Annotated in this window: 11 protein-coding genes; 5 read left to right on the top strand and 6 right to left on the bottom strand. The window is 57.5% G+C overall.

Annotated features, from left to right (window positions below):
* Together AC6FTP_RS22715 and AC6FTP_RS22720 are read left to right on the top strand one after the other, a co-directional pair.
* On the top strand, positions 1-1,622 hold a 1,622-nt coding region (locus AC6FTP_RS22715; protein WP_497209197.1), incomplete at its 5' end, for a phospholipase D-like domain-containing protein.
* A 33-nt stretch (positions 1,623-1,655) separates the two neighbouring features.
* Positions 1,656-2,351, top strand: coding sequence for an IS5 family transposase (locus AC6FTP_RS22720; protein WP_497209198.1), 696 nt, complete (start codon positions 1,656-1,658; stop codon positions 2,349-2,351).
* 39 nt (positions 2,352-2,390) lie between these two features.
* Here the strand turns inward: AC6FTP_RS22720 and AC6FTP_RS22725 are convergent, their stop codons facing one another.
* Positions 2,391-2,816, bottom strand: a complete 426-nt coding sequence (locus AC6FTP_RS22725; RefSeq protein ID WP_497209199.1) for a DoxX family protein — start codon at positions 2,814-2,816, stop codon at positions 2,391-2,393.
* Between the two features lie 15 nt (positions 2,817-2,831).
* A complete protein-coding gene (locus AC6FTP_RS22730) occupies positions 2,832-3,548 on the bottom strand; it encodes a hypothetical protein (protein WP_497209200.1) in 717 nt (238 codons plus the stop codon).
* A 604-nt stretch (positions 3,549-4,152) separates the two neighbouring features.
* Here AC6FTP_RS22730 and AC6FTP_RS22735 point away from each other — a divergent pair.
* Entirely contained in the window at positions 4,153-5,076 is a 924-nt protein-coding gene (locus AC6FTP_RS22735; RefSeq protein WP_497209201.1) for an asparagine synthase-related protein, read from the top strand.
* 712 nt (positions 5,077-5,788) lie between these two features.
* A complete protein-coding gene (locus tag AC6FTP_RS22740) occupies positions 5,789-6,961 on the top strand; it encodes a hypothetical protein (RefSeq protein ID WP_497209202.1) in 1,173 nt (390 codons plus the stop codon).
* A 208-nt stretch (positions 6,962-7,169) separates the two neighbouring features.
* Here the strand turns inward: AC6FTP_RS22740 and AC6FTP_RS22745 are convergent, their stop codons facing one another.
* From AC6FTP_RS22745 to AC6FTP_RS22755, 3 genes are all read right to left on the bottom strand, one after another.
* Entirely contained in the window at positions 7,170-7,352 is a 183-nt protein-coding gene (locus AC6FTP_RS22745; RefSeq protein WP_497209203.1) for a hypothetical protein, read from the bottom strand.
* Between the two features lie 386 nt (positions 7,353-7,738).
* A complete protein-coding gene (locus tag AC6FTP_RS22750; protein WP_497209204.1) occupies positions 7,739-8,953 on the bottom strand; it encodes a hypothetical protein in 1,215 nt (404 codons plus the stop codon).
* A gap of 229 nt (positions 8,954-9,182) precedes the next feature.
* The gene (locus tag AC6FTP_RS22755; protein WP_497209205.1) at positions 9,183-9,590 is read right to left on the bottom strand and encodes a hypothetical protein; all 408 of its coding nucleotides are present in this window, start codon (positions 9,588-9,590) and stop codon (positions 9,183-9,185) included.
* Between AC6FTP_RS22755 and AC6FTP_RS22760 the strand changes: the two genes are divergently transcribed.
* Positions 9,558-10,499, top strand: a complete 942-nt coding sequence (locus AC6FTP_RS22760; RefSeq protein ID WP_497209206.1) for a hypothetical protein — start codon at positions 9,558-9,560, stop codon at positions 10,497-10,499. The genes AC6FTP_RS22755 and AC6FTP_RS22760 overlap by 33 nt on opposite strands.
* A 274-nt stretch (positions 10,500-10,773) precedes the next feature.
* On the opposite strand, the gene AC6FTP_RS22765 is transcribed toward AC6FTP_RS22760, so the two are convergent.
* Positions 10,774-11,562 (bottom strand): vanadium-dependent haloperoxidase, encoded by a 789-nt coding sequence (locus tag AC6FTP_RS22765; protein WP_497209207.1) that lies wholly within the window; start codon positions 11,560-11,562, stop codon positions 10,774-10,776.
* Between the last annotated feature and the right edge of the window lie 122 nt (positions 11,563-11,684).

Consider the following 11,684-nt stretch of genomic DNA (forward strand, 5'->3'; position numbering starts at 1 on the left):
CTTCCGGCTCAGATCATTCCAAGCTAGATAACGCCACAGTGGTGAAGTTGAAGAATCGGATGGCAACCGAGTTTCGCAAGCAGCTCACCCTTGGCATTCCGAATGACGCCGACGAGGCGGGGCTTCGCCGATTGGCGCGACAGCTCAGGGATGGCAGGCTCCAGGTGAAGCTCTTCTTGAAGCATCAGCTTCATGCCAAGCTCTACCTCGCGCATCGGCAGGACACCATCAATCCCACCATTGCATACCTAGGCTCCAGCAACCTCACGTTCGCTGGCCTGCGGAAGCAAGGTGAGTTGAATGTCGATGTTCTCGACAAGGATGCTGCGGCCAAGCTCACTCAATGGTTTGAAGATCGTTGGAAAGAAAACTGGTGCCTCGACATCACTCAGGAACTCATCACCATTCTTGAAGAGTGCTGGGCGAGTGAAAAACTCATCCCGCCGCATCACATCTATCTCAAAATCGCGTGGCACCTCTCCCGTGATGCACGCGATGGGATCAAAGAGTTTAGACTGCCGTCAGATGTGGCCGCTGACCTCCAAGCCTTCCAGATCAAGGCCGTTCAGCTTGCATTGCGCCATCTGAACAAGCGCGGTGGTGTTCTTGTGGGTGACGTGGTCGGATTGGGAAAAACGCGCATCGCCTCAGCCATTGCCCGCGTCATGGGGGACGATCACATGCTTGAGACGCTGATCTTGTGTCCGAAGAACCTGACCAAAATGTGGGAGGACTATGCCCATCGTTTCAAGTTTCGGGCGCACCGTGTCTTGTCGCATAGCAAGGTCATCCGTGACCTCACCGATGAGTTCCCTCGCTACCGCCTCGTCATCATCGACGAGTCTCACAATTTCCGAAATCGCGAGGGCCGAACCTACCAGGCCATTCGTGCTTATGTGGAAAAGAACGACTCTAAAGTGGTACTGCTCACTGCGACGCCTTACAACAAGACCTATCTTGATCTCTCCAGCCAGCTGCGGCTCTTCCTTCCAGAGCAGCAAGACATCGGCGTACGCCCAGAGGTGCTTTTGCGTGAGGTGGGCGAGGCTCAATTCAGCCTCAAAAATCCCAACACCCCTCCATCCTCACTCAGCGCCTTTGAGGTGAGCACGCATGCCGATGACTGGCGGGAAATCATGCGGTTGTTCATGGTTCGACGCACTCGTTCCTTCATCATCCGCAACTACGCCGAGAAGGATGACCGCACCGAACCACCGCGCTACTTCATCACATTGCAGGATGGCACGCGGGCTTATTTCCCCATACGCCATCCGCGTTCGGTCAAGTTTCGCTCCGATCCCGAGGACAAGTCTGATCCATGCGCCCGCCTGTTCCGGGATGAAATCGTCGGCATCATCGACAACCTGGAACTCCCTCGTTACGGCTTGGCGCTCTACCTGAAAAAGACTCTTCCGGCAGACCTGACTCCGGCGGCTGTTAAACTGACTGACGACCTTACCCGTGCGGGCAAGCGCCTGAAAGGTTTCTGCCGCACCAATCTTTTCAAGCGCCTCGAAAGCTCAGCCACGGCCTTCCAGCTTCTCTGTTCGCTTGGATTGGCTGCGGGTGTTGTTGCCGCTCCTCTCTCATCGCTCCCGCCAACATCACTCTTTGATTCGTAGCGTCCCGCCCTTTATACGCCAGCTTAGTTTCTCATGCCCGCCCCCCGTCTGAATCCCACCGAAGCACGCGCCAAACTGCAAGCGTTTCGCTTCGCCGACCTCTTCATTGAGGATCTCGGCTGGAACTTGCCTGCGTCGCGCAAGGCGATCCCGCTGGAGCATGAGGGCGTCGCTTGGAAAGCGCAGGAAATCGCCCAGCTCGCCCAGCAGGCCAAAGGCACTCTGCGGCATGTCGACGGCAGCTACATCAAGCTCCACCAGCACGGTCTGCAAGGCAGCAAAAAGACCCGCGAGGCAGAAGCCATCGGCCTCTCACGCGGAGGCATGACCACCAAGTTGCTTGCCGCTGTGGATAATATTGGCAGCCTCTGCGCCTTCGTCCTGACCTCTGGCAACCTGCATGATCAAACTGCGGCACGCCAGATGCTCGAAGCCTTTCGCGACATTCATTTTGTGGGAGACAAGGGGTTCGACAGCCTGAGCTTCCGCAAGGCATTGAACGAGCATGGTGCCACTGGCAGCACCATACCACGCAAAGGCTTCCTCAAACTGGAGGATCAACCCGCACCGTTCGACAGAAGCATCTACGCTCATCGCCATGAGGTCGAGAACCTCTTCCAACGCCTCAAGGCTCACAAACGCATCGCCCTGAGATCAGACAAAACCGCGTCATCCTTCGCAGGCTTCATTGTGTTCGCCTCCTTCCTCGACCATCTCCGACGCCTTTGATTTGCGAAGACACCACTTAATATGGAGGTCTTTGGTGCCCTAGGCGGTCTTGTAGCAATCCCATGAGAAGCGCCCCGGCCCCATGATGATGAGGGCGGCCGCCCCGACGAAGTAAAGGAAGGCCAGCTCTCCGGATTGCTCCCCCTGGAAGCTGGCACCGTGGACGACGACAAAGGCCACCGCCATTGTAGTAGCAAAGAGGAGAGATGCAGCACGAGTGAAGAACCCAGCGATCATGAGCAGGGATGCGCCTACTTCGGCGGCGATGGTCAGGACGAGTGTGGTATGGGCATCAAGGCCGGAGACGCTGAGAAAGCGGGGAGCCTCTTCCTGAAAGTGCCTCCAGTAGGGCAGCCCGTGCTGCAACAACATGGGTAGGCCGAGGCCGAGCCGGAGGAGTAGCAGGCCGGCATCCTGCTGGAAGGAGCCGACACTCCAATCCGTCTTTTTCGAAATACGTCTCATGTAGGCTGAAGGGGGTCACAGCCCGGGTGGATGGCGCGGCATGAATCCGCTGAGGCTGCGGTCCGTTGTGCGCCAGCGTGGCCCCTCCGCCACCTGACCACCGCTGGTGTCAAGCCGCAGTCCGCAGATTGTGATAAAGACATGATGCCCGGGTTTTACCCATAGGGTGACATAGCGCCCGGGCCCAGGTGCACCATAGTTAGCCAAGCGGTTGGAATTGAGTACCTGGCTTAGCAGCCCGGCCTTGATCAGCAGGTAAGACACCGAGCTGGAGCAGTCGTAACCCACGTCCTCGAGCTGGCGGTGGCCGCCGCCGAAGATGTAGGGCTTGTTTTTTAGAGCGTTGCCGGCCTGGATCATGCGGTGAAGGGTGGCGGGCAGGCTGATATGGCCATAGGCCTGGCTGCCGCGCATGACGATAGGTGGCTGGCCGCCACCGATGGTCTGCGGCAGGGTCGTGGCGGCAGAAGACTGGGAGTGCATGGCGGACTGTGCGTTGGCAAACTGCTGGTAGTAGGAGGTCCACTGGCGCTGTTGGGTTTCGTAAGCCTTCCACTGCCAGGCAAGGGCTACGAGGTCCTGCCGCTGTCGATTCTGCCAGGCCTGGTGGGAATAATAGTCAGCCCACTGGGCCGCTCGTGCCGCCTCGCTCGCGTGTTGGTAGGAGCGCCACCCCGCCTCCTGGTAGGACACTTGGCCGAGCCCGTTTGTGGCAAAGAGCACAACGAGCAAGGTAACGTTCCAGAAGGAACAGGCTGGTCCAGTTCGGTTCACATATAAAACGTAACCGGACCGCTAATCTACTGTTAGTTTATTAATGGGTTAACCCATAGCAATCAATCAGCCTAATTATTAGGAATATATTTATGTTTGATTCAGAATTTTTGTTAACCCATCTGCCGCATGAAAATTGGCCTGTAATCTGCTGAAAAACTCAGCTCTGATTTACGGAGGCTAAATATACAGGCGAAAACATGCGCTGCAGGGACACGGTGGGTCAACAGAATGGAGGCGATGCAAGCCTCCCACTTGCCGCCTTTGAGCGAGGCCAACGTGCGCTTAGTGCCGGTAACCATGGGCGGCTGGGAGCATCAAGGCTGCATACGCAACGCTTTGCCAAAGAGCTGTGGCAGATGAGCCGCACGATGTGGTGCGTGCTGGTGGCGATGAGGTGGATCATTTCGCGCCGTTGAGATGGGGCTTGGTGCCGAGGATAACGGCGGCTTTTTTAAAATGTCGTTCTCGGCCAGGAGGCGGGTGTTCTCGCGCCTTAGCGCCTTCAAGCTGTCCTGCGCTGCCGCCTTGAAGGCGCAGTCGCCATTCGTAAATCAAGTTGGTGCTGACCTGGAACTCCTGCGCAGCGCTGCTGATGCTGGCGAGGCGGGTTCATGCCAACGGGCAAAAAGTGGTGCTCACGGGCGAAGGCGCGGACGAATGGCTGGCGGGGTATCCGTGGTATAAGATCGCGAAGATTTTCAATGCCATGGATGTCATCCCCGGCCTGCGCTTGAGCGATCTGGCGAGGCGTGGTTTCCTGCGGCTGAACAACGTGCCGCAATTCCCCGCGGCGAGCCGGAAAATGTGGGAAGATGCTGTGGGTAGCCCGAAAGCGTGGATCGACAGCTATGGCGTGCTGGCGCTCTCGAAGCTGCGCTTTTACGGCGAGCCGATGCGCGAGGTTCTGGCTGAAGCGCGGCCCTGGGAGGAGCTAGGCATGAATCTGGAGCGCGCGAAGCGCTGGAGTCCGCTGAATCGGAGTCTGTGGGTCGGTGCGCGAGTCACGCTGGCTGGGCATTTGCTGCAAGCAAAGGGCGATCGCGTGGCGATGCATTCCTCCGTGGAGGTGCGTTATCCGTTTCTCGATGAAGAGGTGTTCGACTTCACGGCGAAGCTGCATCCGCGCTGGAAGCTGAATGGCTTTCGCGACAAGCACCTGCTGCGCCTCGTCGCCGAGCGTTGGCTGCCCAAAGAGATCGCACGGCGGCATAAGGTCATCTTTCGTGCGCCGCTGGACAGCTTCCACATTGATCCTGAGCCGAAGTTTGTTAGCGAACTGTTGAGTGAAGAATCACTGCGGCGCACTGGCTACTTCGATGTCGCTCAGGTGCGGCATTGGCGGAAAGCGTATCGTGAACTGCGGGTCGGATCGCTGCCGCGCCTTTCAGTGGAGATGGGGCTGGCGGCGGTGGTGGCGACGCAGCTTTGGCATCACACGTTCATTGATGGATCACTGGCGGATCTGCCAGTGTGGTCCGCATGATTCGGATGGCTTTGGTATCGTGCGGGGCAGGGGACCGCCAAGGAATGCCGCACAGGGGGGCTGCCCTGCACTTCATGCTCAAACCTCGGTATTTGCGAGCTTCGCTGCAAATGGAATCGCGGGTGCCTGTGATACAAACCAAACGCCAGCCAATGCCCGCTTAACGTGTGCCTAATTCATGGTGCAACTCGTTCCGTTCGCGTTCCTCAGACTTGAGAATCGACGCAAAAAAAGGGGTAACACAAATCATGATTATCAATAAAAGATTAAATGGCCATATATATAATATAATTTAGATACCATTAATATTATGTAAATCTTAAACAAACCACGGTACCTACTCCATTGTATGGTAATTAAGTTTACCAGCCTGAAGAGAAGGCGAGTTCCTGGCGTCCATCAGCTAACAGGAATAATCACCATAATATTAAGATCCCCTCACGGCGCTGATCGGTCCCGGCGCGCATGAGTGCTTCAAATTCCTCCACAAAGGAAAAACAAAAAACCAAAAATAACAAAAATGAGAAAAGAAAGAAATCTGACTCGCCAAAATCGGCGCAGTTATATGAATCGAGCCAGAACCGTCGCTCTTGCCGCACTCTGCTCCCTAGGCTGGACTGCCTCCGCGCAAGTCCAGCCTACCCCGCCCAACACCGTCACAGGTCAAATCGCGGTTATGTTGGATGGACGTATCCTCCGCCAAAAGGCCCCATTGTCGCTGTTTGCGACGGAAGGGCCGATCTGGAACCTCGACCTAGCCAATCAGGGCATCTTCGTCACTGGGAAGAAGATCACCATCCCTGCCACGGTAAACGGTGAGCCGCTTTTGATCAGCGGCTCATCCGTGCTCGGGCAGGATGGTGAAGCGCACACCGGCATCGGTGCGGCAGACTTTGAACGCCTCGCCGACACTCATGCCATAGGCTTTGACCGTGATCTAGTGACGGTCTCAGGGACTCTCGGCCCGCGTCGTCTAGGTGCCACGCGCTCTATTTTCAGCACCTCAGAAGCACGCCGTGCCACGGCCAGCGCCCCAGGACTGCTGCGTGACCCAGTTGCGCAGGCTGCCATCGAGCAGAACTACTTCCAGATCGTGCAGCAGTGCTACCAAGCCAATGCGGCAGCTCTGCCTGCAGACTTCCTTGACCGGGCAGGATTCCGTGGTGCTGATCCGGCTGCCTGGACCTATCCAATGTCCACTGGCGGCACGCTGAAGTCAGCGGGCCATGTCTACGTCGATGACCAAGGCAACGAATACTTTGTTCCGGACATCGAGGTTGTGATCGAACTCGCCGAAAATGTCGCCGCAGGCGTGGTCACCTCACTTGCACGTGGTAATAGCACGCGCCCAGACTCGTTCGTCATTGGTGATTTGCTGCTGATTTTCAACCAAGATCCGCGGTTCGGCGCCGACGTGCTTGGTCTTGGTGAGGCGGTGATCCCTCGCGAAGAGTTCTTCAGGCAGGTCGTTAGAGGCCAAACCAACCTTGATGTGGTCGGCCATATGGTGAGCGAGCATGTGATTTTTGTGCAGGAAGTCCTGACCGAATTTACGGACCCAAACGCCGGTATCCATATCACTGGGGACAGATTCGACATTCGTGTGGCCGCGAATGAACCGCGCTGGCGCGGTACGGTGGACAAGCCGCAGGGCGTCAGCCTCGTCGCAGTCATGATCAACACGCTTCCTGACGGTAGCCAGACACGTCGCGAGACACCCATTCCGATGGCGATTGATCCGCTTACCGGTGCGGCGACCTACGATGCGAGAATCCGCCGCTTCAATGTGACAAACCTCACTCACATTGAGATGCAGGCCCGTAGCATAGCAACCGGCGCGATTGAAGCGAGCGTGCTTTTCGATATCCGTCCCTTCAGGAACTGATTCATCCCGGAACTGATTCATCCCACGGCGGCGGCCTTCTACGGGGCCGCCGCCACCTCTTGTCCAACTGTCTTGCTTACACAAGTCAAAGGGTGCGATACAAGCCCAGCGTCGCGCCTAGAGTGTGTTATGAACTTTGGAGATAAAAGCGCGGCACACCCGAAAAAGATACGGGTATAAGCTGCGAATGCCCCAAGAAGCAATCAACTCACCGCGAGAAAGAACCGTCAGTTATCTCAGCGATGTCAGTGATGAGGAATGGGCCTTTTGTGCGCCCTATTTGTGCCTGATGAGAGAAGATGCGCAGCAACGTGATCATCCCTTGCGCGATCTCTTCAACGGTTTGCTCTACATCGTGAGAGCCTGTTGACCCTGGCGGATGCTGCTTCATGAGCTGCCTCGTTGGTTCGCCACTCATCAGCAGGCACGTCACTGGAGAAAAGGTTGGCTGCTTTGAAGCCATGGCACACGATTTGCGTGCGATCCTGCGTCTGGCGGCAGGAAAGAATGTGCAACCAACCGCCGCCGTGGTGGATGGAGGCCCCCTGCCATCCTCCTGTGAAAGCGGGCCGCGTGCTGGCTACGCCGGCCACGCCGGCCACATGCTTCCGTGCAGGCTCCAAGGTGCGTGCAGCGGCCGATACGCTGGGGCACCGGCAAGTGCTGCAAAATTGACGGTTTCGTTTTCTGCATTGGGCGAAATAGCGTTCTCTCCAACTTGAATCGCACCAACTCAGCAGCGCAAAACGCCCCCTTCTTCCATCGCGGCGTTCAGGTTCAATGAGAGTCAAGCTGGTGGGCGATCTGCGGGTAACGACGAAGGAAGGCATCAGCGGCTGTCGCATTGCTTTCTTGCCAGTCCGCGAGGATGCGACTGATGACCTCTTGGCGGAGTGGGGGCTGACGGATGCCGCCAGCCAAGGTCAGGGCACGCTCGGGCTCAGTGCGGGTCCAGGCGGCAGCCAGGTGCTGGCGTGCCGTGTCGGTGGAATGCAAAGCTGGGTTTTTTTGAATCCAATCCGCCAACTGATCTGGAGAGCTAGCCGCCCAGGTAGAGAGGACTTGATCCTGTAGGGTAGCCCGCTCTTCAGAGGCCTGCTGTGCATCGGCGTGATGCAGGGCGGCAACAGGCTCATCCGCAGCCCAGGCACCAATGACTGCGGATGTGAGCTGGATACGCTGCTGCGCGTCCGGCAGGCTGCCGAGCCAGCTGAGCGCCTGAGCAGGATCAGCGGCCGCCCAAGAGGATATGACGGCGTGTTGAGCGGCGGCACGGGCATCTGGATCCGGCAGCCGCGTGGCCCAGGCGGCTGCAGCCTGCGGGTCTGCCTCTGTCCACGCATGGGCGATCACACTCGCTAGGCCAGCACACTCAGGGTGGCTGTCGATCCATCGTGCCGCCTTGTCAGGATATTGGTCAGCCCATTCCGCCAGCACAGAGCTGAGCGCCGTATCCCGAAACGCGCCAGGGCTCAGTTTTGCGGCCCAGTCTGCGCCATCTTGCGGGCCGGTGTTTGCCCAGTGCTCCATGACGGCAAGGATGGCGGCGGCCCCCTCGCGCGTGGAAGCGCGGGTGAGCGCCCATTGAGCGGCAGCATCAGGATCCTCCTTTGCCCAAGCGCGTGCCACAGCCTGCATCGAGGCGGCCCTGGCAGTGCCGGTGAGGTGGCTGGCAGCCCACTCTGCTGCTTGGCGGGGCGCTTTTTCCGCCCAGACGGCTGATGCAGCAGCATACGCCATGGCGCGCAGCTCTCCAGGAGGCAGGGTGCCACAGGCTTCCAGCGCTGCCCCTGGATCAGTGGCGGCCCACGTGCCGAGCAACTGCCTGAGGTATGCCTGCCGGTCGGCGAGGCCAGGAATGGAGGCGACCAACGCCAGCGCGGCACGCGGATCCCGCGAGGCTTTCTCGGCCCCGAGAGCAGCCAGTTCAATGCGCCGCCATTCAGGGTCCAGGCTTGTCAGGATGACATCCAATGGCTGCGGCTGCCTCATGCCACTGGGCAGGGCATCCACCACAACCATTCCGACAGTCTGAAAAGGCGCTGCTGCTTCTGCGGCAGCCGGGTCGCCTCCGCTAGGCTGGCCATGCCGCCACCACACGGCATTGCTGGCCAGTAGTGCAGTCAGCCAAAGAAGGTTTTGGGTGCGAGAAGGTATCACCGATGGACAAAAACAGGCCGCAGAAGACTGGCTTCTGCGGCGTGGGTGGAGTGTAGGTTCCTTAAGGTGCAGGAAGGGCAAACGTGCCCGTGTCACTGTCCTTTTTCTGGTTCTTGTCGAACTCATCACGACTGAAGGCACCCGTGGCGAAGTTCAGGCTGTACACGTCCCATTTGTCCGTCTTAAAATTTAGGCGGAGGGTGGCATTGGGCCCATTGGGTGTGTAAGTATAAGTGAAGAGGTCGGTCTCAACCGCGTCTGTCTGGCGGCCGGCTGTGCCCGTGGTGAAGACGAGACGCTCAGGCAGTTGGATACCTTTTTCGCTGACGAGATAGGTAAGTCCCGTGAGTGCGGTGGGTGCCTGTCCGTCCCCCACTTGCGTGGCAGGCAGGCCGGGGCCAGCGTCGTCGTCATCGTCGTCATCGCGCAGGCCGTCGTGATCATCGTCATCATCGTCGCGGTTGTCCACTCCGTCACCATCGTCGTCCAAGTCTTTCCCACGGCGGCGTCCGTCGCCATCACAGTCATCCTCATCGGGGTCACCATTGCGCCGACCATCGCCGTCGACGTCGGACTCAGAGGGATCGTCGTCGGTGAGATTGTCACCATCAATGTCCAGTTCGCTGGGCGAATCATCCGTTCTACCATCGTCGTCGATATCCAGCTCCTGAAGAGAATCGTCGCGACGTCCGTCGCCGTCGATGTCATCCTCGTCCAAAGTGTCGTCGTTTCGGCCGTCGCCATCAATGTCGTTTTCGTCGTTCGAATCATCATTCCGAGTGTCGCCGTCGATGTCAGACTCAGAAGGGTGGTCATCCGCACGGCCATCGCCGTCGATATCACTTTCGACCATAGAGCTGTCATCGCGGCCATCGCCATCGATGTCAGACTCAGAGGGACTGTCATCCGCCAAGCCGTCGCCATCGATGTCAGACTCAGAGGGGCTGTCATCTGCCAAGCCGTCGCCGTCGATGTCCGATTCGCTGGAAGAGTTGTCCATGCGGCCATCGCCATCGATGTCACTTTCACTCGGGCTGTCATCGGGGCGGCCATCTCCGTCGATGTCCGTTTCCAATGCGCTGTCATCGGCAAAACCATCCCCATCGATATCAAGCTCGGCCGGATCGTCGTCGTTCAGGCCATCATCATCAATGTCGAGCTCGAGCGTGCTGTCATTATTCAGGCGGTCCCCGACATATCGCCCGGCTTATGGGCCGGAGCGCGCTGTGCCTCCATCCACATTTCGATCGAGGCCATTTGGCAGGTCATCGTTGTCGATATCGTGGTCGCTGTAGTTGGGGATGCCGTCATCATCCAAATCGCGCGTTTCGGCAGCATGGGAGAGGCCTGCGGACATCATCGGCAACAAAAGGCCTAGAAGGCAGGAGAGGTGGTGAGTTCGTGTATATTTCATTGGTGGATTTATTTAACTGCGCTTTACAAATAGTATATCCTCTATATTATTGATAGAAAATAGGTTTTTAAAAACATTGGGTTGGGTTACTTCAAGAAGCTTAGCTCATAAATGCGATGCAATAATGAAGTGGTGAATGAAGGGCTACCCCCGCTAATAAGTGTCTTTGTCTTTCGCACTGAACTTCTGGAAAGAGGCTGCTGACTTGCTTCGTCTCGCGGTGCTTTGAAGTAGCGTTTCAAAGTAGTGCCGGCGCACCGCTGAATCTAGTGAGGCTGAATCCTGTAAATGATTCATGATTCATGTGTTTGTAGTCCCGGAGTAAGCGGAGAGCCACCTCCTCACCCAAGTTCAGTCCCTCTATGCCGTCACTACGATAATGCACGCCAGCCATATCACGGCCTAGAGCGATGTTTGAGGCCAATTTGTCCAATTCTCCGCCAACGGATAAAGTGCCATGGTAGGACAACAAATGAGTGCCTCCCGCATCTGACATCACAGGTTGAGGCAGGATAAAGCTCTCTTTGAAAAAAGCCTTCAATACTGTGACACAGGCACCCGCGATAACAGCATGACCTGCTGGGTAGGCTGGATGGGTTGGACAACCTTCAGGGTATGACATTGGCAGCAGACCCGTGCCATAAGCACCTTGAATTAGGGGTAGCACTGCTGAGTTTAGAACGTCTTCGTGAATTGGATAGTTGGCTGTGCCATTAAGTCGATGATGAACAAGACCACCGTAGGCCTCAGGCCGGAGCCGACGGTGAACTAGCCACTTTTGGAACCACGCAGCCTTTAGCGCCGCGATGGCAGCCCGCGCCACGAGGTCAAGCACCATAGGGGCGCCAAAGGTGACGAAACCACCTTGATTGGAGACGCGCTTATAGGGGTTAGCATCATCCAAAGCAGCTGCACCCTGGGCCAATAAAATCAAAGCAGCCCCCTGGAAAGCTTGGGATGAAAAATCATGATGAACGTACTCAGCAAGGTCACGCCCCGTCGCAATGTATCTCGCAGTAGGGTCCATGGCGGCAGGACGCGGGGCTGGACTACCATTCTGCACCGCCAGCCAATGTGAGTATGTCGTGAGGTGGTTATCCCCTGGCAATGCAGTGCGATAGCGCTGTGGGATGCTGGTCGCCCCGAAAG

The organism is Prosthecobacter sp. (assembly GCF_044378005.1).
Lineage (GTDB): Bacteria > Verrucomicrobiota > Verrucomicrobiia > Verrucomicrobiales > Verrucomicrobiaceae > Prosthecobacter.

Bases quoted from the DNA above. Each gene is read 5' to 3' on its own strand.
- AC6FTP_RS22720 (WP_497209198.1), top strand. From the start codon at position 1,656: ATGCCCGCCCCCCGTCTGAATCCCACCGAAGCACGCGCCAAACTGCAA.
- AC6FTP_RS22725 (WP_497209199.1), bottom strand. From the start codon at position 2,816: ATGAGACGTATTTCGAAAAAGACGGATTGGAGTGTCGGCTCCTTCCAG.
- AC6FTP_RS22765 (WP_497209207.1), bottom strand. From the start codon at position 11,562: ATGGACCCTACTGCGAGATACATTGCGACGGGGCGTGACCTTGCTGAG.
- AC6FTP_RS22750 (WP_497209204.1), bottom strand. From the start codon at position 8,953: ATGAGGCAGCCGCAGCCATTGGATGTCATCCTGACAAGCCTGGACCCT.
- AC6FTP_RS22745 (WP_497209203.1), bottom strand. From the start codon at position 7,352: ATGAAGCAGCATCCGCCAGGGTCAACAGGCTCTCACGATGTAGAGCAA.